Source organism: Pseudomonas sp. GW821-FHT09H03 (genome assembly GCF_059415945.1).
This window is the reverse complement of sequence record NZ_JBWKOF010000009.1, coordinates 174,603-199,149: the sequence shown is the minus strand read 5'-3', so window position 1 is coordinate 199,149 and position 24,547 is coordinate 174,603. Positions and strand designations below refer to the sequence as shown.

Here is a 24,547-nt window from a genome sequence, read left to right as displayed (position 1 = left end):
CCGTGCGTGCACAGCGCGTCCCGGAGCGCCCGGAACCAAAAGGGCCAGCAGACTAGCACAGTTGTCATGGCATTGATGAGAGGCGTCAGGTGATCGGCACCTTCAGGTTTCCCTGGATATCGGCGACCAGCCCACACATTTCGTCGTGGACCACCGTGTGTACCAGGTTGAAGTGCAGCTTGGGAAAGGAGCGCAACACATCACGGGCATGCTCCACCGAACGCAGGCTCATCATCTGGCCATGTGCATCGCTCAAGGGATACGGCGCGCCGTGCATCCGAGCCTCCAGCAGGTAGATCCCCCCCTCCATCGAGATCAGGTTCAGCTCATCGACCTTCCCGGCGATGGCATAAGCATTCAACTCTTGCAGGTTCATGGACGCACCTCTCGCGGTGGTGAATCAATACTCCTACAGGGATATGCCTCGGCGCCTTAAATCACAAGCCACTAACGAACCGCCCGTCTGTTTTGCAACAAACGGGCGGTGCGATAAAGCAATCAACGGCAGATCAGTGCTTGGTCACTTTATCCAGGTAACCCATGGCGAATGCCGACACCACAAAGGTCATGTGGATGATCACATACCACTGCAAATGCTGAGGATCGACGTTCTTGGCGTCCATGAAAATACGCAACAAGTGAATAGAGGAAATCGCCACGATCGACGCAGCCACCTTCATCTTCAGCGACGAAGAATCCATGGTGCCCAGCCAGTTAAGCTTTTCCTTGCTGTCATCGATGTCCAGTTGCGAGACGAAGTTCTCATAACCGGAGATCATCACCATCACCAGCAAACCGCCCACCAACGCCATGTCGATCAGCGACAGCAGCACCAGAATCAAGTCTGATTCAAGCATCGAAAAGACGTTCGGGATGAGGTGCAAGACTTCCTGGAAGAATTTCAGCGCCAGCGCCAACAGTCCCAGGGACAGGCCGAAATAGATCGGCGCCAGCAGCCAGCGCGAGGCGTACATTGCGTTTTCGATAAAGCGTTCCATTGAATCTCACATGAGGATTTGAAATCGCCGCGAGTATATCAGCCGCTCGTCACACCCAGAAACAGTCGAAAAGTCCGTTACCGGCGCCTGTGCTTCAAAGTTTTTCTGCTAGTGTCGAAATTAATGACCGCCCAGCAACATCGGACAGGAAGACTGGAAATGGATGTGCGATTGCCTTTAACAAGCGCCGGTATTTGCCTGGTGCTGCTGATAAGCGGCTGCTCACCCGAGGATGAAAAGCGCCAGGTCGACCTTGAGGAAAAAACCGCGCAGTTCGAAAAGTCCCTGGACTCCATCCCGGATCCGAAGCTCAAGGACGCCGTAGCCGAGCTCGGTGGATCACTGTTGCTGCTTGAACGGGCGCAACTCAAGCTCGACAGCAAACCGGTGGAAACCGAGTACAGCGAAGACGCCCTCGCCATGCTCAAGCATTACCCATCGCCGCAAGCGCTGGTCGATACTTACATCAATGGGTTGTTCGTACTGAAAAAAGACTCCAGTTCCGACTACCTGACCGATCTGCAACCGGTGTTCCCATTCGCATTCAATGGTCCCGTCGCATTTGTGTTTCCCAATGGTCTGCAATGGCAGTCGGTCACGCTGAGCGACAAACGGGTTATCCCGTTCCAGCCTGAATGGTCGGAAACCGATCCCGGCATTCAGTTGAGTCCATCGAGCTCCAACCTGACCAACCCCGACGACCTGACCGTGGCGTACCCATTCATCGAAGGCCTCGACGTCGACCGAAAACAGCAGCCACAACCAGTGAGTCTGCAAGGCAAGGTGGAGGTCATTGCGCCACGTCGGCTCTACAGCTTCGATTTGACCCGGCAAGACCTTGGCAAGACCCGCAGCAATGACAACCTCAGCGTCACCTTGCTCAAGCTGGCGGACAATTACGCAGAAATCGAATACAGCAACAGCGCGCCGCCGGCCCCCGAGGTCAGCGAAACACCTTTGAACCCGCTGATTGTCCAGGCCAGGGACGGTACCGGGCAATTCATCTCACGCTCCGGCTCAATCAACCAGACAACTGCTCAAATCGCTTTTTATCAGAAGCAGTTAGCGAAATTACAGCAGCAGAAAACCTGGAGCGAGGCGCTGGAAAAACAGCTCGAGGAAGAACAACGCACCTTTGAGAAACAGCAAACCCGCCATTATTCGAAGGTGTACTTCAACGGGACGATTGAAACCCTGGAAGTCAGCCTGCTGGATTTCTCCGCCGCCACCGTGACCCGCAAGGATCTGAGCCTGCCGGTACGCCACTTCGAAGCCAATACCACATCGAAAACCATCCAGCCCCTGGACCTGTCCGTGGTCGTGTACGACGACCAGGCCATCAGCTGGCTCAAAGGGGCAGACTTGAGCGCGGAACAACTGAAGAAAGGTGTCAGCATCAGTCAGTCGGTGGACGACCCCAGCGCTGCGCGAATCGAGTTCAATCACTTGCGCAGCTTCAATGATGAAATGCTCGGCAGCTCGTTCAGCCCCGGCGAAAGTCCGGTCAGTTTCTTTACCGAAGACGGTGGCGGCAAACGCGACGAGCCTATCGAACTGCCCCCACAAGCGTTTCAGATCGATCCCCTGCGAGGCACCATCACTTACGACCTGAATCTGTTTCCAGAGACGCCGGCCTATGCGGTGGGCTCCATGCCGCTGTTCCTGGCCACAGTTGAGAAAAAAACCGTCGATGCCAATCAGTTGCCTGCAGGCCTGGAGCTCAAAGGCAACACACTGGTGGTTGATCTGAAACGGTTCCCGGCTGAGGACTGGCGTTTTTTTGCCAGGGACGACACCGGCAACTACTTGAAAGAAATACTCTCGGTCAGCCACGACGCGCACGCACAAGGCCCTGCGCTGTTTGCCGTGCATTATTTCTACGGACAGCCTGCGCGACTTGAAACCTATCAACGCACTGACCTCACCACCGTGCAATATGGTTTCGAGGTCAAACTCGACAAAGCCGATACATCGCACCTCGATCAATAGTGCGACTCAGTGCTCCGGCCGAAATTCAAAGCCGCCCACGGTGCTGCAGCGACCACCATTGATTTCGCGAAGCTGGGCTTGCAGGTGCAGGCACCAGATTTGCGGATCGTCGGCCAATTCGTAACCGTGAAGCGTCAGGCTTTCCACAATGGTGTCGAGGATGGATTCAGCCGCGAACGGGCCATGAAATGGCCCTTGGGCCTTGATGGCCGATGGTTGTTCACCGGCCATTCCAGCGGCGAACAGCAATGTCCACATACCGTTATCACCCGCCAGGGGGCGCACGGCGCATTCGATTCGGGTCACAAGGCCCAGGCATTGACGGGTGAGGCAGAGGTTGCGCGACATGGCGGCTACCCTCGTTAAATCCGGTATTCAGCCCCCAAGGGAAGGCTGTCTCGATCCAGTGATGACTGTAGGTATCCCTGAGCAGAGAATAGAAGAAAAGTCCGAACTGAATGCCGGACGAGACCAGAATACGCCGAGCGGTCATTGTGTGAATATTGACGCCATTTCGACGGCGCTTTATGAGTGCCAATATAAAACATTGTGGCGAGGGGGCTTGTCGGAACGCCGCATCGCCCCGTTGGGCTGCGAAGCGGCCCTGCTTCTGGGACCACTGCGTAGTCCAACGGGGCGATGCGGCGTTCCGACAAGCCCCCTCGCCACACAGGCTCAAGTGAAACGGATATCAAGCAGGCTTGGTTTCTGCCAACGCCTCCTGCGCCATCTCTTTCTCGGCTTCCTTCAGATCCTCTTCACTGATCATTTCCGCGATAACGCGCAAGCGCTCCACTACCCGCGCGTTCACGCTTCCTTCCGGAAATTCGCCGTTCTCATCGGGCGCACCGGCCGGCTCGCCGACCAGCAGGCTCAAGGCTTCGTCGGCCTGACGTACGGCGTAGACATGGAACTGCCCCGCGCGCACCGCCGCCAGCACCTTTTCGTCGAGCATCAAGGTGGCCACGTTGGCCTGTGGAATGATCGCACCCTGCTCGCCGGTCAGCCCCCGAGCCTCACAGAGACGGAAGAAACCTTCGATCTTCTCGTTAACCCCGCCGACGGCCTGCACTTCACCAAACTGGTTGATTGAGCCTGTGATCGCAAAGCATTGCTTGAGCGGGGTTTTCGACAAGGCCGAAATCAGGGTGCACGCCTCGCCCAGTGAGGCGCTGTCGCCGTCGACGTAACCATAGGATTGCTCCAGGGCGATACTCGCGGAAATCGCCAACGGGAATTCCTGGGCGTACCGGCTGCCCAGATACCCGGTGAGGATCATCACGCCTTTGGAGTGGATCGGCTGCCCGAGGTTGACCTCACGCTCGATGTCGACGATGCCGCTGCCGCCTGGATAGACCGTGGCGGAGATCCGCGCCGGTACACCGAAGGCCGAGTCACCGACTTCCAGCACGGTCAGACCGTTGCACTTGCCGACCGCAGCGCCGTCGGTGTCGATCAGGATGATCCCGGCGAGCATGTCATCTAGAATCCGCGCCGAAACCCGACCGGTCCGCGTGGCCTTGGCCTTGAGCGCCCGTTCTATGTGCCCGGCGTCGGTCATGTCATCGCCGGCCAGGTGACGGATGAAATCCGCTTCGCTTACCAGCTGGAACAGGTCACCGATACGCGCTGACAAACGCCCCTGGTGCTCGGCCAGACGCGCGCTGTAGGTCGCCAGGCGCGCCACCGCATCAGCGGTCAGGGGTGCCATGCCTTCTTCGGACGTGCGGGTTTTGAGCAACTGGGCGAACTGCTCCAGGCTCTCGTCGACCATGGGAATGTCTTCGTCGAAATCCACCAGGACACGGAACATTTCCTGGAAGTCCGGATCGAGGTCCTGCAGCGTGTAATAGAGTTGACGGGCGCCGATGATCACGACTTTGACCTGCAACGGAATATGTTGCGGGGTCAGGGTCACGGTGGCCAGACGCCCCAGTTCCCCGAGCGGCGATTCCATTTTCAGCTTGCGCGATTGCAGGGCGCGCTTCAGCGCATCCCATACGAACGGTTCGCTGAGCATTTTTTCCGCTTCAAGAATCAGAAAACCGCCGTTGGCCCGGTGCAAGGCACCCGGCCGCAGTTGCCGGTAGGTGGTAAAGAGCGCGCCCTGGTCAGTACTGTATTCGATACGGCCGAAAAGGTTTTCGTAGGTCGGGTGTGGTTCAAACACCACCGGCGCACCGCCACTGGCCGAATGACCGACCACCAGGCTCGGTGCGTACTGCTCTTCCAGGAGCTTGCGGGCGACTGCATCGGTCTTGCTGTCATCGACCAGTTGCTCGACCACAGTCTTGAGCAAATACACCTGCATCGCTTGCAGATAACCGCATACAGCCGCGTTCTCGGCGTACTTCTCCGACAGCGGTGACAGCAGGGGCTGCAGAGCCAGGGTGATGGTTTCTTCGTTGAGGTGGCGCAGCTGATTGCTCGACTCGCGCTTCCATTGCGGCAGGCTGGCCAGCTCTTCGTTCAGACGCTCCTCCAGCGCGGAGATATCCTCGTGAAAACGCTCGCGCTCAGCTTCCGGCAACTGCGCGAACTCAGCCTCATCCAGGGCCTTGCCATCGCTCATCGGGGTGAAGGCGATGTTGCTGGCGTCACGGTAAAGCGCGACCTCCTTCTCCAACGCCAGGCGCTCGATCACATCCAGCGCCTTGTCATAACGCTGGTTGAAAGCACGATCGATGGCGCTTTTCTTCTGCTGGTAGGACGGGTGCTCGAATACCGCAGGGAACGTCGCCAGCAGATTGTCGATCAATCCGTTGATGTCGCCGATGAAAGCGCCGGCGGTACCCGAGGGCAATTCCAGGGCGCGAGGTTCGCGAGGCTCATCGAAATTGTTGACGTAGACCCAGTCAGCCGGGGTCTGCAGGCGCTTGCCTTCGGCCTTCAGGTAGCGTTTGACGAAGGAAAACCGGCCAGTGCCGGGTTCGCCCATGACAAATACGTTGTAGCCGGGGCGTGGCATGGCCACACCGAACTGCAAGGCTTCGACCGCACGTTCCTGGCCAAGCACACCGCGAAAGGGCTCCAGATCATTGGTGGTAGAGAAGCTGAACTGTTCAGCGGAAAACGGACGAGTCAGCGCTTCGGGCGCTAGACGCAAGCTGGCAGCAACAGGATCAGGCATCGGGCTTCCTTAACAATCAGGCGGGGCAGATGCCAGCATTCTGGCGCTGCCTGTGCCCGACTGGCAAGGAGCGCCGCGGCCCTGCGCATCGACAATTGGCAATCCCTAACCAGGACGGGCTTAAATCGCGGCTCTGCAACGAAGTTTTTGCAAAAAATAACGGAACCCCGTGATCGTGCCTAAACTCCAAACTGCGCGGCTGGACTAATGCCCAGCCCACTGGCACCGGAACGGGCCAGATTCCCTCGTCTATTGGTATGCACACAAAGAGAATAAAGCTATGAAACGGATTCTTCTCGGTACTCTCTTCACCGCTGTATCCATCAACGCTATGGCACAGGCGCCAGGCGGCCCGGATTGCGGTTGGGGCAACATGCTGTTCGAAGGTCAGCGTGGTACTCCGGCTCACTTCCTGGCATCCACCACCAACGGCACTTCCGGCAACGCAACCTTCGGTATGACCTCCGGCACCAACGGTTGCTCGACCAACGCGTCGCTGACCTATGGCGGCAAATCCTGGATTGCCATGAATGGCATGATGAACGAGCTGTCCGAAGACATGGCTAAAGGTCAGGGCGAAGCGCTGACCACTTATGCCGTAGTACTGGGCGTTGCGCCGCAAGACCGTGCGCATTTCGCCGCTGTCACTCACGAGCACTTCCAGCAGATCTTCAGCAAGGCTGATGTGACCGCGGAAGATGTGCATACCAACACCCTGGCCGTTCTGAAAAGCGACCCTCGTCTGGCCAAGTACGCCACCCAGGCTTAAGCTCGAACGCACCCCGCTTTCTTCGGGAAGCGGGTTTTATTTTTTGGACCTGCTCTTTTCGGCCAAATCGTCAGCCGTAGGAGCCGGCTTGCTGGCGATGGCATCACTGCGGTTGCCCAAATAAACCGCGGTGATGCCATCGCCAGCAAGCCGGCTCCTGCAAACGACGTATCTTCCGTACTGGGTCTTTGTTTTTTTCGACTTAAGTTGCCGACTATGCTCAAACGCCTTGCCTGGCTGGCGCTCTGTGTCTGCGCCCCGCTGTCCGCCGCGCCTCATCTCGATCCACAACGTCTGCAGCAACTGGCCAATGACCCTTTCTGGCTTTCCCTCGGTCATTACGAAACCGCCAAGCTCGGCGGCTGGCGCAGTTATGTCAGCGATGAAAAGTTCTTCCTCGCCGCCGACGGCAACGAACATCCCGACCATGAGCTCGCCGCCACCTTACAGGCGCTGTATGCCCCGGCCAGCACTGGCGAACAGCATGCCCAATGCGTCTATCCGGCCCGTACCCGCTGGCTGAAATCACAGCTCAACCTGACCGACTTGCCAGCGCCTGCCTGCGCAGAATTCAAGCAATGGTTCAAGGACGTATCTCCCCACAGTGCGGTGATGATTTTTCCGGCGGCTTACCTCAACAGCCCTTCGTCGATGTTCGGCCACACCCTGTTGCGCATTGATCAGGCCGATGTACAAAGCGACAAGACTTCGCTGCTCAGTTACGCAATCAACTTCGGCGCCTACGTCGAGGGCTCGGACAACAGCATCCTTTACGCCTGGAAAGGTTTGATGGGCGGTTATCCGGGGTTGTTCGCGCTGGTGCCCTATCAGGAAAAACTCTCGGAATACCGCAGCCTCGAAAACCGTGACCTGTGGGAATACCGCCTGAACCTGACCCAGCAAGAAACCGCGCGCATGGTCGAACACGTCTGGGAGTTGAAACAGATCCAGTTCGACTATTTTTTCTTCGATGAAAACTGCTCCTATCGCCTGCTCGAACTGCTGCAAGTGGCGCGTCCGAGTCTGCGCCTGACCGAGCAATTCCCGATCACCGCGATCCCCACCGACACCGTCAAAGCGGTGAAAGAGGCCGGGCTGGTTGAATCGATCCAGTACCGCCCCTCCCGCGAGCGCGAACTGCTGAGCCGAGCCGAGCCGTTGAGCGATGAGGAGCAGCAATGGGTCTTGAAAGTCAGTGCCGACCAGCAACAACTGCAAGATGCGGCGTTCACGGCACTACCCCGCAACCGCCAGGCGCTGATCATTGATGCCGCCTATCGCCTGGAACGCTACCGCGCCAACGGCCAGGAACGCGATCCGCAGCGAGCCCAGCGCAGTTTCGAACTGTTGCGGGCGATCAACCGCAATCCGCCTCCGGAACTGGATATCCCGCAACCCGGCCTGCCCGAGGATGGCCACGAGTCCCGCACCTGGCAGGCCGGCCTGGGTACGCGCGGCGACCGGGCCTTTGGCGAATATGGCCTGCGCATGGCCTATCACGACCTCAACGACAACGCCGAAAGCTTCCCCCTGGGCGCACAGATCGAAATCCTGCAACTCAAGTTGCGCCAGTACGAAGGCAACGACTGGCAGGTGCAACAACTGGACCTGGCGACCATCCGCTCCCTGACACCACGCAATGAGCTGCTGCAACCGCTGTCGTGGCAAGTCACCGGCGGCCTGGAGCGGGTACCGGGCAAGCATGACGACGAAACCCTGGTCAGCCACGTCAATGGCGGCGCAGGTGGCACCTGGCAACTGACTGACGACATGCTCGGATTCGCTCTGGGCACTGTACGTGTCGAGCACAACAACGACTTCGCTGAATTCATCGCCCCGGCCGCTGGGTTCAACAGCGGCGTACTGTGGAAAAATCCGTTGGGTAATTTCAGTCTGGAGGCCAGAGGCGACTTCTTCACCAACGGCGAAGTGCGCCGTAGCCTGAGTCTGAACCAGCAGTGGGAATTGTCGCGCAACCTCGGGCTGCGCCTGAGCGCCCAGCGCGAATTCAGCCATCTGGCCACACCCGAGAACGAAGTGATGCTTGAGGTGAAGTGGTATCACTACTGACCGGGCAACGCCTATCCGCGCCTGTCGCTCACAGTGAGTCGTATCCAGACATCCAGTGAAACCAAATGCCTGCGACCATGGCCCAAACCCTATCACGGGAGAAAACCATGAGCCGGGCATTCGTCAACGAAGATAACGCCGCCGCGCAAGCCGACCAGCCCGTCGAACGACAGGTCAGCGCGCAGCCTAACTACGTCACACCGCAAGGCCTGCGCCTGTTGCAGGGCAAATTCAGCGAACTGCAAACCCTGCATGCCGAACAATCGGCCCGGGGCGATCAGGCCGACAAACAGCGCCTGGCCGATCTCGAGCGCGATCTGCGCTACTTCAAGCAACGCCTGGGCAGTGCCCAGGTGGTGCCGGACGCGACCTCCACCGACAAAGTGCAGATCGGCAGTTGGGTAACCTATGCCGACGAGCACGCCACCGAACACCGGGTGCAACTGGTGGGCGAAGATCAGGCCGATGCCGCCCATGGCCTGATCAACTGGGGCTCACCACTGGGTCGGGCACTGCTCGGCGCACGACTCAACGATGAAGTGCTGTGGCAGCGCCCCGCCGGGGATCAACTGATCGAAGTGATCCGTATAGAACCGGCTTAAACCACGCCTTGGGCCAGCATGGCATCGGCAACTTTGACGAAGCCGGCGATGTTGGCGCCTTTGACATAGTTGATCCGGCCGTTCTCTTCGCCGTAATGCACGCAAGCGTGGTGGATCGACTGCATGATCGCGTGGAGCTTGCTGTCGACCTCGCCACCAGTCCATAGCAGGCGCATGGCGTTCTGCGACATTTCCAGTCCGCTCACTGCCACGCCGCCCGCGTTGGACGCCTTGCCCGGCGCAAACATAATATTCGCCTCGATGAACAGGTCTACCGCCTCAAGGGTCGTAGGCATGTTCGCGCCTTCTGCCACGCAGATGCAGCCGTTACGCAACAAGGCGCGGGCGGCATCGGCATCCAGTTCGTTTTGCGTCGCACACGGCAAGGCAATGTCGCAGCTCAGGGTCCACGGCAACTGGCCGGCGCGGAACTCCAGGCCAAATCGGCCAGCCAGTTCACGGATGCGCCCACGCTGGACGTTTTTCAGTTCCAGCACCGCCAGCCACTGTTCTTCGGTCAGCCCGCTCTCGCAGTACAGCGTGCCTTCGGAGTCAGACAGCGAAATCACTTTGCCGCCCAGGTCCATGACCTTGCGTGCAGCGTATTGCGCGACGTTGCCGGAGCCGGAAATCGCCACACGCTTGCCCTCGACCGCCAGGCCGCGACGCTTGAGCATCTCCTCGGCGAAATACACGCAACCGAAACCGGTGGCCTCTGGACGGATCAGGCTGCCGCCATAGCTGGGGCCCTTGCCGGTCAACACGCTGGTGAACTGGTTGCTCAGGCGCTTGTACTGGCCGAACAGGAATCCGATTTCGCGGGCACCGACGCCGATGTCACCGGCCGGTACATCAACGTCCGCGCCGATGTGACGGTACAACTCACTCATGAAGGCCTGGCAGAAGCGCATGACTTCCGCATCGCTTTTGCCTTTCGGATCGAAGTCCGAACCGCCCTTGCCACCGCCCATCGGCAACGAGGTCAGGGAATTCTTGAAGGTCTGCTCGAACGCGAGGAACTTCAGGACGCCCATGTTCACCGACGGATGGAAGCGCAAACCGCCCTTGTAAGGCCCGATTGCGCTGTTCATCTGGATGCGGAAACCGCGATTGACCTGCACCTTGCCCTGATCGTCGACCCAGGAAACCCGGAACACGACTGCACGCTCCGGCTCACAGATGCGCTCCAGAATGCCTGAAGTCAGATAGTGCGGATTGGTTTCGAGAAACGGCCACAGGCTGCGCAGGACCTCTTCCACTGCCTGATGGAACTCAGGCTGGTCCGGGTCGCGTTTTTTCAGGCGGGCAAGGAAGGATTCAACGGATTCGATCATGAAAAAGTCTCGGCAAATTTATTGTCATTGGGAGCGATTGGGCCGGACTTTAACAAAGGGATCGCGCACAAGAACAGAGCGATATGTCGCATTTGTGAAATTAAATGGTGCACAGGATATAAATTATCCGAGTTTTGAGCTCAAATTGCACCGCAACAGGGATTCACAAGTCGTGTTTTGCACCATCAGGTACAACGCTATCGCTGGCAGACCAGCTCCCACAGGGGATTGGGGGCGAATCAGTATTTGCTGTCTGCACAAAACTCCGTGGGAGCTGGCCTGCCGGCGATGAATTCAATTCGGTATACCTGAAAAAAACCGGGCAAAAAAAACGGAGCCCGAAGGCTCCGTTTTTTCATGCGACCAACCCGAATCAGGCCAGTTTTTTGTGGCGTACCCGGTGTGGCTGGGCAGCCGCTTCGCCGAGACGCTTTTTGCGGTCGGCTTCGTACTCGGTGTAGTTGCCTTCGAAGAACACCGCTTGCGAGTCGTCTTCGTACGCCAGGATGTGCGTCGCGACGCGGTCCAGGAACCACCGATCGTGAGAGATCACAATGGCCGCGCCGGGGAAGTCCAGCAGTGCTTCTTCCAGGGAACGCAGGGTTTCAACGTCGAGGTCGTTGGACGGTTCGTCGAGCAGCAGGACGTTGCCGCCCTCTTTCAGGGTCAGGGCCAGGTGCAAGCGACCGCGCTCACCACCGGACAGGTCCTTGACGAACTTCTGCTGATCGCCGCCCTTGAAGTTGAAGCGACCGACGTAGGTACGCGACGGGATCTCGTAGTTGCCGATGCGGATCTGGTCGGAACCGTCAGAGATCTGCTGGAACACAGTCTTGCTGCCGTCCAGGTCTTCGCGGCTCTGGTCCACACAGGCAAGCTGCACGGTTTCGCCGACTTCGATGCTGCCCGAGTCCGGCTGTTCCTTGCCCATCAGCATGCGGAACAGGGTCGATTTACCGGCACCGTTACCACCGATCACGCCAACAATGGCGCCTTTCGGCATGGAGAACGACAGGTTGTCGATCAGCACGCGATCGCCGTAGCCCTTGGAGACGTTCTTGAATTCGATGACCTTGTCGCCCAGGCGTGGACCGGCCGGGATGTAGATCTCGTTGGTTTCGCTGCGCTTCTGGAATTCCTGCGACTGCATTTCTTCGAAGCGTTGCAGACGAGCCTTGGATTTCGACTGGCGGGCCTTGGCGCCTTTGCGCACCCACTCCAGTTCTTCCTTCATGGCTTTTTCATGGGCCGACTGCTGCTTGGATTCGGCAGCCAGACGATCGGACTTGGCTTCGAGCCAACCCGAATAGTTGCCTTCGTACGGAATGCCCGCGCCGCGGTCGAGTTCCAGAATCCAGCCAGCAACGTTGTCGAGGAAGTAACGGTCGTGCGTGATCGCTACCACAGTGCCCGGGAAGTCGTGCAGGAAGTGCTCCAGCCAGGCCACCGAATCGGCGTCCAGGTGGTTGGTCGGTTCGTCGAGCAGCAGCATGTCCGGCGCGGACAGCAGCAGGCGGCACAGGGCCACACGACGCTTTTCACCACCGGACAGGAATTCGACCTTGGCGTCCCATGCCGGCAGACGCAGCGCATCGGCGGCGACTTCCAGTTGGCGATCAAGGTTGTGACCGTCGCTGGCTTGCAGGATGGCTTCGAGCTTGGCCTGTTCTGCCGCCAGCTTGTCGAAGTCAGCATCTTCATCGGCATAAGCCGCGTAGACCTCGTCCAGGCGTGCCTGGGCGTTCTTGATCACGCTGACCGCCTCCTCGACCACTTCACGCACGGTCTTGGTCGGATCCAGTTGTGGTTCCTGCGGCAGGTAGCCGATGTTCAGCTCCGGCATCGGACGGGCTTCGCCCTCGAATTCGGTGTCGACGCCGGCCATGATTTTCAGCAGCGTGGACTTACCCGAACCGTTGAGGCCGAGCACGCCGATCTTGGCGCCGGGGAAGAAGGACAGAGAAATGTTTTTCAGGATTTCCCGCTTCGGCGGAACAACTTTTCCCAGCCGATGCATGGTGAATACGTATTGAGCCATGGAGAACCTAGGGTCAGTGACTGATGAATGATTGGAGCGCGGGCGATGCCCGGCCAGACCGTGCGCGTCATCCGTTTGATGGATTTCAATACGGGTGCGCTGAAAAAGCCTGATTTTAGGAGCTGGAACGCTCCCGCGTAACCGGTAAAGCTACCTTAATGACAGATGGCAGTCCAGCCGACGGCCCAGGACTGGCACTTCGCCACAACTCAAGGCATGCTAGCCGCCCTTCGGGCGTCCGGCTTATAGTGCACGTCGCGCCAGTCCAGCCAAACCGCAGGATTACAGCTTGTCCAACATCCCTTCGCCTCTGACCTCCAGCGCGCCGACTGCAGCGCCTGGCTCACCCCTGCGCGGGCCTCTGAAAGGCACCCTGGCGGCCCTGGTTTTGTTGCTGCTGGCCCTGTTGTTTTGGCAGTTGCTCGATCAACTGCACGAAACCCGGAAAACCCAGCGTCAGTACACCATCGACTACACCGCCGACCTGGCCGCGCAAGTCAGCCTGAACATGACACTCAATGCGCAAATTGCCCTCAACCTGCTACCGATTGTCGAACAGCCACAGGACGCCGAAGAACTGCAGGCCCTGCTGCGCAAGCTGCAACAGTCCCTGCCAGACCTGCGCAGCCTGGCCTTGCTCAGCCCGTCCGGACAGATCATCAGTGACAGCGCTGCGGTCAGCGATGACGGCGATTATCTGAGCGAACTGGTCCGGCGCAGTCGCTCCCAGGTGCACTACTTCAGCAATGCCAGCGATGGCTCGGTGGTGCACTTGCTCCTGCATCAAGCCAGCGGAAGCTCCCGGGGCTACTGGGCGTTGCGTCTGGCGCCGACGTTCTTCTCCAGCCTGACCAGGCAGACCGAAGCGGTAAATCGTCCGTTGTGGCTGGTAGAAAACCGCCTCAATCACCAGATCATCAGCCGTGACGAAACGTTACCCCAGGTCAACCCGGGCACATTGACCGCAGACGATATTGCCAACAGCGTACTGACGGTCGCGCTGAGCAGCAGCGACTGGCAACTGCGCGGCCTGTTTGATCGTCAGCGCGTGCTGGAAGAACTGTTGCCGGCGTTCATCGGCAAGTGCCTGCTGGGCCTGGCTTTTTCCATGCTGCCATTTATCGCCTTGCTGAATATGCGCCGTCGCCAACGCCAGCTCAATGAAGGCCGCAGGCGTTATCAGGATATTTTCGAAGGCACAGGCGTCGCCTTGTGCGTGCTCGACATGTCCGGTCTCAAGAGTTTCTTCGACAAGGCGCAGCTGCATGACAGCGAACAGTTGCAGACCTGGCTGCAGATCCCGGAGCAACGCCGGCGCGCGCTGCAGGAACTGCGTATCACCGAGGTCAACCAGCTTGCGCTGCAACTGCTCAATGTCGATACCGGCGACAAGGCCTGGAAACTGCTGATCGAAGGTAACCCGCTGGATGGTATCGCTATCGGCAACCAGGTTCTGGAAACCGTACTCAACCAGATCAATCAGTTTGAACTGGAGATCAAGCTGCAGGCCGCCAATGGTCGCGACCAGCACCTGTGGCTGGTGCTGCGCCTGCCCGAAGACCCCGCCGATTACAATGCAGTGATCCTCAGCATCGCTGACATCACCAGCCGCAAGCTCGTCGAACTGTCGCTACTGGAGCGAGAAGGCTTCTGGTCGGACGTGGTGCGTACCGTACCCGACCACCTTTATGTGCAGGACGTGATCAGCCAACGCATGATCTTCAGCAACCACCATCTGGGCCAGACACTCGCCTACAACCGCACCGAACTGCACCAGATGGGCGAGTACTTCTGGGAAATCCTCCTGCACCCCGAAGACGCCGACTTCTACCATCGCTCCCGTCAGGCCCAGCGCCAGGCCGGCTATCGCCAGTTGATGCAGTGCCAGCTGCGCTTCCGCCATCGCGACGGCCAATGGCGACGCTTCGAAATCCGCGAACAGGCCTTGGCACGGGACAAACACGACCAGGTCACGCGGATCATTGGTGTGGCCAAGGACATCACCGACCAGATTGAAGCCAGCGAGTCCTTGCGCGACAGCGAGCAGCGTTACCGAATGCTCGCCGAAAGCATCAGCGACGTGATCTTCTCCACCGACAGCCGCCTGGCTCTCAACTACGTCAGCCCCTCGGTGCAAGCGGTGCTGGGCTACGATGCCGAGTGGATTTTCCAGAACGGCTGGCAGTCGACCATCGCCAACCCGCAACAATTGACCGGCATTTCCAGCCTGATGGCGCGGGTCAATAAAGCACTGGATCAACCCGAACAACTGGCGTTGCTGCGCAATCAGGTGCAAACGCAGATGTTCCTGTTTGACTGTCTGCGCGCCGACGGACGCAAGATCCCTATCGAACTGCGACTGGTACTGGTGTGGGACGAGCATGACGCCTTTGAAGGCGTGCTCGGGGTCGGCCGCGACATCAGCCAGCAGCGCAGGGCCGAGAAAGACCTGCGCATGGCCGCCACCGTATTTGAACACTCGACCTCGGCGATCCTGATCACCGACCCGGCCGGCTATATCGTCCAGGCCAACGAAGCCTTCAGTCGCGTCAGCGGGTATGCGGTGGAGCAAGTGCTCGACCAGTTGCCGAACATGCTGACGGTCGACGAGCAGCAGGATGCCCATCTGCGTTATGTGCTCAAGCAACTGCACCAGCACAGCACCTGGGAAGGCGAAGTCTGGCTCAAGCGGCGCAATGGCGAGCACTATCCGGCCTGGGTCGGGATTACCGCGGTACTCGACGATGAAGGCGATCTGGCCAGCTATGTATGCTTTTTCAGCGACATCAGCGAGCGCAAGGCCAGCGAGCAACGCATTCACCGCCTTGCCTACTACGATGCCCTGACCCATCTGCCCAACCGCTCGCTGTTCCAGGATCGTCTGCACACAGCCTTGCAGGTAGCCGAACGACAGAAGTCGTGGGTGGTGTTGATGTTTCTCGACCTCGACCGTTTCAAACCGATCAACGACTCTCTGGGCCATGCCGCCGGCGATCGCATGCTCAAGGATATGGCCACGCGCCTGCTCGGTTGCGTCGACGATGACGACACCGTGGCACGCATGGGTGGCGACGAATTCACCTTGCTCCTGCAACCACGGGCCAACCGCGAAGTCGCCTTGACCAGGGCCATTCACGTGGCCGAGCAGATTCTCGCCAGCCTGGTAAAACCGTTCGTGCTCGAAGGTCGCGAGTTCTTCGTCACCGCCAGCGTCGGCATCGCCCTGAGCCCTCAGGATGGCAATGAACTCAGTCAACTGATGAAGAACGCCGACACGGCGATGTACCACGCCAAGGAACGCGGCAAGAACAACTTCCAGTTCTATCAGGCGGACATGAACGCCAGTGCTCTGGAGCGCCTGGAGCTGGAAAGCGACTTGCGCCATGCGCTGGAACAGAACGAGTTCGTGTTGTATTACCAGCCGCAGTTCAGCGGTGACGGCAAACGCCTGACCGGTGCCGAAGCGCTGCTGCGCTGGCGCCATCCGCGGCGCGGGCTGGTGCCGCCTGGGGACTTCATTCCGGTGCTCGAGGAGCTGGGGCTGGTGGTGGATGTCGGCGACTGGGTGATCGGCGAGGCCTGTCGCCAGCTCAAGACCTGGCATCTGGCCCAGGTGCGCGTGCCGAAGGTTTCGGTGAACATCTCGGCGCGACAGTTCTCCGACGGCCAACTCGGTATGCGGATCGCCACCATTCTCAAGGAAACCGGCCTGCCACCCGCCTGCCTGGAGCTGGAACTGACCGAAAGTATCCTGATGCGTGAAGTCAGCGAAGCGATGCAGATCCTCGCCGGGCTGAAAAACCTCGGCCTGAGCATCGCGGTCGACGACTTCGGTACCGGCTATTCATCGCTCAACTACCTCAAGCAATTCCCGATCGACGTGCTGAAAATCGACCGTACCTTCGTCGACGGCCTGCCGTCGGGTGAACAGGATGCGCAGATTGCCAGGGCGATTATCGCCATGGCCCATAGCCTCAACCTGGCGGTGATCGCCGAGGGCGTGGAAACCCAGGAGCAACTGGACTTCCTGCGTGAGCATGGTTGCGATGAGGTTCAGGGGTATCTGTTCGGCCGCCCAATGCCGGCTGGCAAATTCGAAACGCGGTTCAGCAACGATGCCATCTTCATATTCGGCTGATTGACCGGCCCTGTGGCGACCGACCCTGTGGCGAGGGGCTTGCCTTGTGGCCAGGGGGCTTGCCTTGTGGCGAGGGGGCTTGCCCCCGTTGGGGCGCGAAGCGGCCCCTGATCTGCGATCACATGTCTTCAGACAGCATGGGCCCGTGCAATTTGCGACGACTGCGCAGCCGAACGAGGCGATGCGGCATTCCGACAAGCCCCCTTGCCACAGTCACCGCTGATCCCGTCATGAAGCCCACTTGTCTGCGACATGATGCCGTTTCATATGCCATCTAAAACCCATTGAGTTAGAATGCCCCCCTTTTCTGCCCCCGATCCTTGAGGACCGCCATGTTCAGCCGTGATTTGACTATTGCCAAGTACGACGCCGATCTCTTTGCCGCCATGGAGCAAGAAGCTCAGCGCCAGGAAGAGCACATTGAGCTGATCGCTTCGGAAAACTACACCAGCCCTGCGGTGATGGAAGCTCAAGGCTCGGTACTGACCAACAAGTACGCCGAAGGCTACCCGGGCAAGCGCTACTACGGTGGTTGCGAGTACGTAGACATCGTCGAGCAGCTGGCTATCGATCGCGCCAAAGAGCTGTTCGGCGCCGACTACGCCAACGTTCAGCCGCACGCTGGCTCGCAAGCCAACAGCGCCGTTTACCTGGCCCTGCTGTCGGCCGGCGACACCATCCTGGGCATGAGCCTGGCCCACGGCGGTCACCTGACCCACGGTGCCAGCGTTTCGTCTTCGGGCAAGCTGTACAACGCCATCCAGTACGGCATCGACACCAACGGTCTGATCGACTACGACGAAGTCGAGCGCCTGGCGGTTGAGCACAAGCCGAAAATGATCGTGGCCGGTTTCTCTGCCTATTCTCAGATTCTGGACTTCCCGCGTTTCCGCGAAATCGCTGACAAGGTTGGCGCTTACCTGTTCGTCGACATGGCCCACGTGGCCGGTCTGGTCGCCGCTGGCGTCTACCCGAACCCGGTGCCATTCGCTGACGTGGTAACCACCACCACCCACAAGACCCTGCGCGGTCCACGTGGCGGCCTGATCCTGGCTCGCGCCAACGCCGACATCGAGAAGAAGCTGAACTCCGCGGTATTCCCGGGCGCCCAGGGTGGCCCGCTGGAGCACGTGATCGCTGCCAAGGCGATCTGCTTCAAGGAAGCGCTGCAGCCTGAGTTCAAGGCTTACCAGCAACAAGTGGTGAAGAACGCCAAGGCCATGGCCGGCGTGTTCATCGAGCGCGGTTTCGACGTGGTTTCCGGCGGTACTGAAAACCACCTGTTCCTGCTGTCGCTGATCAAGCAGGAAATCTCCGGTAAAGACGCCGACGCCGCTCTGGGCAAAGCGTTCATCACCGTGAACAAGAACTCCGTACCAAACGATCCACGCTCCCCGTTCGTCACCTCCGGCCTGCGCTTCGGCACTCCGGCTGTGACCACTCGCGGCTTCAAGGAAGCAGAGTGCAAGGAACTGGCCGGCTGGATCTGCGACATCCTGGCAGACCTGAACAATGAAGCGGTGATCGACGCCGTTCGCGAGAAGGTCAAGGCTATCTGCAAGAAGCTGCCGGTGTACGGCGCTTAATCAGCCCGCTAAACCGCTGCAATAAAAAACCGGCCAGAGATGGCCGGTTTTTTTTCAACTGAAAAATGCTCAACCCGCCGCCACACGCGCAAAACCCTCGCGGATTTTCTCTTCCGGCAAATCATCGGCGATGAACACGATCACGCTTTCACGGGCTTCATCATCGGCCCATTCGGTGTCCCAGTCGAAACCGTAAAGCTTCAATACCCCTTGAAACACCATGCGCCGCGGCTCGCCAAGGATGTTCAAGACCCCTTTGTAGCGCAGCAATTGCTTTCCATGGTCTTCCAACAGTTCGTTCATGAACTCGCTGAGCTTGTCGATATCCAGCGGTTTGTCAGTGCGCAGCACCAGGCTGGAGATTCGGTCGATGGACGGCGCCGTGCTCACCGGACGCAATGTCACGCCACCGCCGAGGTCGGCATTCAGGTTGAAACCGCGCACATCAAGCAATTCGGCCAGGTCGATCTTGCCATGGTCAACGACACGAATCGGCGCGCGGCGATTGATACGGGCCAGGCGTTCGCTCAATGCGGTGAATGTCGGCTCGTCCACCAGATCGCGCTTGCTCACCAGCAAGCGGTCGGCAAAACCGATCTGCGCCTGGGCAATGGTCTGGGTCAGGTGCAGCTCGGCGTGCGCCGCATCCACCAGGGTGATGATGCCGTCGAGGATGTAGCGCTCGCGCAGTTCTTCGTCGATGAAAAAGGTTTGCGCCACGGGAGCAGGGTCGGCAAGTCCGGTGCATTCAATCACCAGACGGTCGAAGGCGATGTCACCCTTGTCGAGGCGTTCGAGCAGCAGATAAAGCGCTTTGGTCAGATCGGTGTGGATGGTGCAGCAGACGCAGCCGTTAGACAGTGTCATCACTTGCACAGGTTCGTCGCCCAATAGCAGGGTGTCGATACCGGCATCGCTGAATTCGTTCTCGATCACGGCGATTTTCAGGCCGTGCTCGGCTTTGAGCAGGTGGCGCAGCAAGGTGGTCTTGCCGGCACCGAGGAAGCCACTGAGGATTGTGACCGGGATGGGAGAGGACAAATGGAGTCTCCTGTTTCACAAAGTTAAAAAACAACACAAAACAAATGTGGGAGCGGGCTTGCTCGCGAATGCGGTGTGTCAGTCAAAGAATTGGTCGACTGACACACCGCATTCGCGAGCAAGCCCGCTCCCACAGGGGATAACTACGGCCTCAGGCTGTCAGATCAACAACACTTCGGCCCACCCTTGCCACCGTAACGGGCTTCCTGACGTTCGCGAAAGAACATCTCGTAGCTCATCACCGGTTTGTCCGGGTGTTTGCTCTGCATATGCTCGACGTAGTTGTCGTAATCGGGCATGCCGACCATCAGGCGCGCGGCCTGACCGAGGTATTTACCCAGGCGACTCAGGTCATTGAACATGCTGCAATCCTCGTTTACGCATCCGGCAGGGCCTGGAATGGCGCTTCTTTATCCGTACGCTCTTTGCTGCCCCAGGCGGAAATACCGACCTTGAGCGCATAGAACAGGATGCTGAACACCACAAACAGGAACAATGCAGTCAGCGTTGCGTTGGTATAGGCGTTGAAGATCACATGTTGCATCTGGGTGATGTCCTTGGCCGGGGCGAGGATCTGACCATTGGCCAGGGCATCGCTGTATTTGCGGGCCAGCGCCAGGAAGCCGATCGCCGGGTTGGCGTCGAACAGCTTGATGAAGCCGGCAGTGGTGGTGCAGATAAGCAACCAAACCGCTGGCACCATGGTGACCCACACATAGCGCTGGCGCTTCATCTTGATCAGTACGACAGTGCCGAGCATCAGCGCGATCCCGGCCAGCATCTGGTTGGAGATGCCGAACAGCGGCCACAAGGTGTTGATACCACCCAATGGATCGATCACGCCCTGGTACAGCAACCAGCCCCACATCGCCACACAACCGGCGGTGGCGATCAGGTTGGCCGTCCAGGATTCGGTACGTTTGAGTGCCGGAACGAAAGAGCCGAGCAGGTCCTGGAGCATGAAACGCCCGGCACGGGTACCGGCGTCGACAGCGGTCAGGATGAACAGCGCCTCGAACAGGATCGCGAAGTGGTACCAGAACGCCATGGTGTTTTCACCTGGCAGTACACTGTGCAGGATCTGTGCGATGCCCACCGCCAGGGTCGGCGCACCGCCGGCGCGGGCCAGGATAGTGGTTTCACCAATGTCATGAGCTACCGCTTGCAGGGCTTCCGGGGTGATGGCAAAGCCCCAGTTGCTGACTGCTTGCGCCACTGCCACCACATCACCGCCGACCACGGCGGCCGGGCTGTTCATGGCGAAGTACACACCAGGCTCGATCACCGAAGCGGCGACCATGGCCATGATCGCCACGAAGGACTCCATCAGCATGCCGCCATAACCGATGTAACGGGCGTTTACCTCGTTATCAAGCAGCTTCGGCGTGGTGCCGGAGGAGATCAGCGCGTGGAAACCCGACACGGCGCCACAGGCGATGGTGATGAACAGGAACGGGAACAGACCGCCCTTCCACACCGGACCGGTGCCGTCGATGAACTGGGTCAACGCTGGCATTTTCAGCTCGGGCATGGTCACCAGGATGCCGATGGCCAGGGCCACGATGGTGCCGATCTTGAGGAAGGTCGACAGATAGTCACGGGGCGCGAGGATCAGCCACACCGGCAATACCGCCGCCACAAAACCGTAACCGATCAGCATCCAGGTGATCTGGATGCCGGTAAAGGTAAAGGCCTTGGCCCACACCGGATCGGCAGCAATCTGCCCGCCCAGCCAGATCGAACCGAGCAGCAACAGCACGCCGATCACCGAGATCTCACCAATGCGGCCCGGGCGGATGTAACGCATGTAAATGCCCATGAACATCGCGATCGGGATGGTCGCCATCACCGTGAAAATACCCCACGGGCTTTCGGCCAGGGCCTTGACCACGATCAGCGCCAGCACCGCAAGGATGATGATCATGATCAGGAAGCAGCCGAAGAGCGCGATGGTGCCGGGGATGCGGCCCATTTCCTCGCGGACCATGTCGCCCAGGGAGCGACCGTTGCGCCGGGTCGACATGAACAGGACCATGAAGTCCTGCACCGCGCCGGCCAGCACCACCCCGGCGATCAGCCACAGGGTGCCGGGCAGGTAGCCCATCTGCGCGGCCAGTACCGGACCGACCAGCGGCCCCGCACCGGCAATGGCGGCGAAGTGGTGGCCGAAGAGAATGTGTTTGTTGGTCGGCACGTAGTCCAGACCATCGTTGTTGAGCACGGCGGGAGTAGCCCGACGCGCATCAAGTTGCATCACGTTGTTGGCGATGAACAGACTGTAATAACGATATGCAACCAGATAGATGGCCACTGCAGCGACCACAATCCACAAGGCGTTGATCGCCTCGCCTCGGCGCAACGCCACGACACCCAAGGCACACGCACCTACGATTGCCAGCACCAGCCAGGGTAAATGGCGCAGCGGGCTATTATTATTTTTCATTTTATTATTCCGGCCAGAGTGGACAAGAAAGACAGCCACTCCGAGTTTAGCTCTCCTGACGGTAAAGGCCATACCCCAACATTGGTCTAGAAACGTGCGCGCTGGCCGCCTTTGAGAATGCCGGTCTATAGTTTGCGTACATTTCAGAGGATCGCACCATGAGCGAGCACCCTGCCGAACGTCGCCGCTTCAAACGTATTGCGTTCGATGCCCGAGCCGAACTGAGCCAGGGCGACTTCATATGGCCGGTGAAGCTGATCGACTTGTCGCTCAAGGGATTGCTGATCGAGCAGCCCGAGCCATGGCTTGGCGACAAGGCGCATGACTTCCGGATCGATATCCACTTGAGCGATGACAGCGAAATCTCCATGGATGTGCATCTGACCCACGAAGATCATGGTCAGCTCGGCTTCGTATGCCGATACATCAGCCTGGAATCCATTGAACGCTTGCGGCGGTTGATCGAACTCAACCTGGGTGACCCGCAAGAGCTTGAGCGCGAACTGGGTGCCCTGATCGCTCTGTAGGAGCTGCCGCAGGCTGCGACAACTCCTACAGGGGCGTGGTTATTCGAACAGTGCGTCGAGGGCCTGTTCCAGACGGGTCACGGCAATAATCTGCAAGCCCGCCGGTGCTTCCTTCGGCGCATTGCCCTTAGGCACGATGGCCCGCTTGAAGCCATGCTTGGCGGCTTCCTTCAGGCGCTCCTGACCGCTTGGCACGGGACGTACTTCACCGGACAGCCCGACCTCGCCGAACACCAACAGATCATGGGGCAGCGGCCGATTGCGCAAACTGGACATCACCGCCGCCATCAGTGCCAGGTCGGAAGCCGTTTCCAGAACCTTGACCCCACCGACCACGTTGAGAAACACGTCCTGATCATGGGTCGGAATGCCACCATGGCGGTGCAGCACCGCCAGCAACATCGCCAGGCGATTCTGATCCAGCCCCAGCGTTACCCGTCGCGGATTCGCCAGGTGACTGTCGTCCACCAGCGCCTGAACCTCCACCAGCATCGGCCGGGTGCCTTCCCAGGTGGCCATGACCACACTACCCGGGACTTCTTCCTGAGCGCGAGTAAGAAAAATCGCTGACGGGTTGGAGACTTCTTTCAAGCCCTTGTCGGTCATACCGAACACGCCCAACTCGTTGACCGCCCCAAAACGGTTTTTCACCGCCCGTAACAGACGCAAACGCCCATCGGACTCCCCTTCGAAATACAGCACGGTATCGACCATGTGCTCGAGCACGCGAGGACCCGCCAGCGCGCCCTCCTTGGTGACGTGTCCAACCAGGAAGATCGCGGTACCGCTCTGCTTGGCGTATCGCACCAACAAAGCCGCGCTTTCGCGCACCTGGGAGACGCCGCCGGGCGCTGATTGCAGTTGTTCGGTGAAAATGGTCTGGATCGAGTCGATCACCATGACTTTCGGTTTCTCGATCCGGGCCGTGGCGATGATGGTTTCTATGCAGGTTTCGGTCATCACCCGTAGTTGGTCCTGGGGCAAGCCCAGCCGCCGTGCACGCATGGCCACCTGTTGCTGGGACTCCTCGCCTGTGACGTACAGCGCGGGCATGCGCGTGGCGAGGTTGCACAGGGTTTGCAGGAGAATGGTCGACTTGCCGATGCCCGGATCGCCGCCGATCAGCACCACAGAGCCATCGACCAGACCACCACCCAATACACGATCCAGCTCGCTGGAGGCCGTGGAGAATCGCGGAATCTCCTCGACACTGACTTCTGCCAGGGTCTTGATCTGCGCCTGCTGCCCGGCCCAACCGGTACGACCCGTCGGAGCTGCGGCGCCACCGCTTTCCACCATGGTTTCAGTGAGCGTGTTCCACGCCCCGCACTCACCGCACTGGCCGGCCCACTTGGGGAAGGTTGAGCCGCACTCGGTGCAGCCGTACATGCGTTTGGCCTTGGCCATCGGAACCCCCGGCAAAAAAACGCGATGATAGCTCAGCTGGCGTCGATCAGCGTGGCCGGATGCCTGAAGGCAGACACAATACTTTTGTATGACCAGGAGTATTAAATCCCTGCACTTCAGGCAATGTCCTGTACATATTTTCGTTTATAACTGAACAAACAGACACAAAACATTCAGCACAGCCACCATAAAACTTATACATACCTTGCACATTATCAACTCCGACGTACAACCTGATATTCAAGAATAAACCCGATTTACAGATTCAAAAGCAACAACCAATCAGACCTCATTACCGTGATACTTGAGGGCCACGGCTGGAATAACCAACTAGTTAGTCAGCCGGATGACATGACATTACTGCTGCGTTATCAGATTACAACCAGCCTTAAGCAAACGGACTTTAATCCGTTCGCCACGAAGCGATTAAACTGATGGCCAAATCGCCTGCTACGCCATTGCGGATGTCCAGATC

Annotated in this window: 17 protein-coding genes; 7 read left to right on the top strand and 10 right to left on the bottom strand. The window is 59.1% G+C overall.

The window, feature by feature from the left end; translation table 11 throughout:
* Positions 1 to 85: 85 nt before the first annotated feature.
* Both AC07OG_RS15250 and AC07OG_RS15245 read right to left on the bottom strand, forming a co-directional pair.
* Entirely contained in the window at positions 86 to 376 is a 291-nt protein-coding gene (locus AC07OG_RS15250) for a DUF6482 family protein (RefSeq protein ID WP_060543331.1), read from the bottom strand.
* Positions 377 to 509: 133 nt separating this feature from the next.
* Positions 510 to 998 (bottom strand): TIGR00645 family protein, encoded by a 489-nt coding sequence (locus AC07OG_RS15245; RefSeq protein ID WP_060543330.1) that lies wholly within the window; start codon positions 996 to 998, stop codon positions 510 to 512.
* A gap of 159 nt (positions 999 to 1,157) precedes the next feature.
* Between AC07OG_RS15245 and AC07OG_RS15240 the strand changes: the two genes are divergently transcribed.
* A complete protein-coding gene (locus AC07OG_RS15240; protein ID WP_495067396.1) occupies positions 1,158 to 2,987 on the top strand; it encodes a hypothetical protein in 1,830 nt (609 codons plus the stop codon).
* Positions 2,988 to 2,993: 6 nt separating this feature from the next.
* Here the strand turns inward: AC07OG_RS15240 and AC07OG_RS15235 are convergent, their stop codons facing one another.
* The gene (locus AC07OG_RS15235; protein WP_060543328.1) at positions 2,994 to 3,335 is read right to left on the bottom strand and encodes a PA4575 family protein; all 342 of its coding nucleotides are present in this window, start codon (positions 3,333 to 3,335) and stop codon (positions 2,994 to 2,996) included.
* Between the two features lie 343 nt (positions 3,336 to 3,678).
* Positions 3,679 to 6,117 carry a Lon protease family protein gene (locus tag AC07OG_RS15230; RefSeq protein WP_495067395.1) on the bottom strand — a complete coding sequence of 813 codons (2,439 nt, stop codon included), beginning with the start codon at positions 6,115 to 6,117 and terminating at the stop codon, positions 3,679 to 3,681.
* Positions 6,118 to 6,397: 280 nt separating this feature from the next.
* Between AC07OG_RS15230 and AC07OG_RS15225 the strand changes: the two genes are divergently transcribed.
* From AC07OG_RS15225 to AC07OG_RS15215, 3 genes are all read left to right on the top strand, one after another.
* Entirely contained in the window at positions 6,398 to 6,886 is a 489-nt protein-coding gene (locus AC07OG_RS15225; RefSeq protein ID WP_495067394.1) for a DUF3015 domain-containing protein, read from the top strand.
* A gap of 216 nt (positions 6,887 to 7,102) precedes the next feature.
* A complete protein-coding gene (locus tag AC07OG_RS15220) occupies positions 7,103 to 8,956 on the top strand; it encodes an Lnb N-terminal periplasmic domain-containing protein (RefSeq protein WP_495067393.1) in 1,854 nt (617 codons plus the stop codon).
* Positions 8,957 to 9,063: 107 nt separating this feature from the next.
* Positions 9,064 to 9,558 carry a GreA/GreB family elongation factor gene (locus AC07OG_RS15215; RefSeq protein ID WP_060543324.1) on the top strand — a complete coding sequence of 165 codons (495 nt, stop codon included), beginning with the start codon at positions 9,064 to 9,066 and terminating at the stop codon, positions 9,556 to 9,558.
* Here AC07OG_RS15215 and gdhA read toward each other — a convergent pair.
* Positions 9,555 to 10,892 (bottom strand): NADP-specific glutamate dehydrogenase, encoded by a 1,338-nt coding sequence (gene gdhA / locus AC07OG_RS15210; RefSeq protein ID WP_060543323.1) that lies wholly within the window; start codon positions 10,890 to 10,892, stop codon positions 9,555 to 9,557. The genes AC07OG_RS15215 and gdhA overlap by 4 nt on opposite strands.
* Before the next feature lie 373 nt (positions 10,893 to 11,265).
* Complete coding sequence (gene ettA, locus AC07OG_RS15205; RefSeq protein WP_060543322.1) at positions 11,266 to 12,930, bottom strand: energy-dependent translational throttle protein EttA; 1,665 nt, start codon at positions 12,928 to 12,930, stop codon at positions 11,266 to 11,268.
* Between the two features lie 289 nt (positions 12,931 to 13,219).
* On the opposite strand from ettA, the gene AC07OG_RS15200 reads away from it, so the two are divergent.
* Complete coding sequence (locus AC07OG_RS15200; RefSeq protein WP_495067392.1) at positions 13,220 to 17,068, top strand: bifunctional diguanylate cyclase/phosphodiesterase; 3,849 nt, start codon at positions 13,220 to 13,222, stop codon at positions 17,066 to 17,068.
* A 332-nt stretch (positions 17,069 to 17,400) separates the two neighbouring features.
* Complete coding sequence (gene glyA, locus AC07OG_RS15195; RefSeq protein WP_060543320.1) at positions 17,401 to 18,654, top strand: serine hydroxymethyltransferase; 1,254 nt, start codon at positions 17,401 to 17,403, stop codon at positions 18,652 to 18,654.
* Between the two features lie 69 nt (positions 18,655 to 18,723).
* Here glyA and yjiA read toward each other — a convergent pair whose 3' ends face one another.
* From yjiA to AC07OG_RS15180, 3 genes are all read right to left on the bottom strand, one after another.
* On the bottom strand, positions 18,724 to 19,695 hold the full coding sequence (gene yjiA, locus AC07OG_RS15190) for a GTPase (RefSeq protein WP_495067391.1): 972 nt from the start codon (positions 19,693 to 19,695) through the stop codon (positions 18,724 to 18,726).
* Between the two features lie 164 nt (positions 19,696 to 19,859).
* On the bottom strand, positions 19,860 to 20,057 hold the full coding sequence (locus AC07OG_RS15185) for a YbdD/YjiX family protein (protein WP_008052036.1): 198 nt from the start codon (positions 20,055 to 20,057) through the stop codon (positions 19,860 to 19,862).
* 14 nt (positions 20,058 to 20,071) lie between these two features.
* Entirely contained in the window at positions 20,072 to 22,138 is a 2,067-nt protein-coding gene (locus tag AC07OG_RS15180; protein WP_495067390.1) for a carbon starvation CstA family protein, read from the bottom strand.
* 158 nt (positions 22,139 to 22,296) lie between these two features.
* On the opposite strand from AC07OG_RS15180, the gene AC07OG_RS15175 reads away from it, so the two are divergent.
* The gene (locus AC07OG_RS15175) at positions 22,297 to 22,665 is read left to right on the top strand and encodes a PilZ domain-containing protein (protein ID WP_495067389.1); all 369 of its coding nucleotides are present in this window, start codon (positions 22,297 to 22,299) and stop codon (positions 22,663 to 22,665) included.
* A 39-nt stretch (positions 22,666 to 22,704) separates the two neighbouring features.
* Here AC07OG_RS15175 and radA read toward each other — a convergent pair whose 3' ends face one another.
* Entirely contained in the window at positions 22,705 to 24,072 is a 1,368-nt protein-coding gene (radA, locus tag AC07OG_RS15170; protein ID WP_060543316.1) for a DNA repair protein RadA, read from the bottom strand.
* Between the last annotated feature and the right edge of the window lie 475 nt (positions 24,073 to 24,547).

Excerpts from the sequence above, each read along its gene's own strand:
- AC07OG_RS15250 (WP_060543331.1), bottom strand. The coding sequence starts at position 376 with ATGAACCTGCAAGAGTTGAATGCTTATGCCATCGCCGGGAAGGTCGAT.
- AC07OG_RS15245 (WP_060543330.1), bottom strand. The coding sequence starts at position 998 with ATGGAACGCTTTATCGAAAACGCAATGTACGCCTCGCGCTGGCTGCTG.
- AC07OG_RS15240 (WP_495067396.1), top strand. The coding sequence starts at position 1,158 with ATGGATGTGCGATTGCCTTTAACAAGCGCCGGTATTTGCCTGGTGCTG.
- AC07OG_RS15235 (WP_060543328.1), bottom strand. The coding sequence starts at position 3,335 with ATGTCGCGCAACCTCTGCCTCACCCGTCAATGCCTGGGCCTTGTGACC.
- AC07OG_RS15230 (WP_495067395.1), bottom strand. The coding sequence starts at position 6,117 with ATGCCTGATCCTGTTGCTGCCAGCTTGCGTCTAGCGCCCGAAGCGCTG.
- AC07OG_RS15225 (WP_495067394.1), top strand. The coding sequence starts at position 6,398 with ATGAAACGGATTCTTCTCGGTACTCTCTTCACCGCTGTATCCATCAAC.
- AC07OG_RS15220 (WP_495067393.1), top strand. The coding sequence starts at position 7,103 with ATGCTCAAACGCCTTGCCTGGCTGGCGCTCTGTGTCTGCGCCCCGCTG.
- AC07OG_RS15215 (WP_060543324.1), top strand. The coding sequence starts at position 9,064 with ATGAGCCGGGCATTCGTCAACGAAGATAACGCCGCCGCGCAAGCCGAC.
- gdhA (WP_060543323.1), bottom strand. The coding sequence starts at position 10,892 with ATGATCGAATCCGTTGAATCCTTCCTTGCCCGCCTGAAAAAACGCGAC.
- ettA (WP_060543322.1), bottom strand. The coding sequence starts at position 12,930 with ATGGCTCAATACGTATTCACCATGCATCGGCTGGGAAAAGTTGTTCCG.
- glyA (WP_060543320.1), top strand. The coding sequence starts at position 17,401 with ATGTTCAGCCGTGATTTGACTATTGCCAAGTACGACGCCGATCTCTTT.
- AC07OG_RS15185 (WP_008052036.1), bottom strand. The coding sequence starts at position 20,057 with ATGTTCAATGACCTGAGTCGCCTGGGTAAATACCTCGGTCAGGCCGCG.
- AC07OG_RS15180 (WP_495067390.1), bottom strand. The coding sequence starts at position 22,138 with ATGAAAAATAATAATAGCCCGCTGCGCCATTTACCCTGGCTGGTGCTG.
- AC07OG_RS15175 (WP_495067389.1), top strand. The coding sequence starts at position 22,297 with ATGAGCGAGCACCCTGCCGAACGTCGCCGCTTCAAACGTATTGCGTTC.
- radA (WP_060543316.1), bottom strand. The coding sequence starts at position 24,072 with ATGGCCAAGGCCAAACGCATGTACGGCTGCACCGAGTGCGGCTCAACC.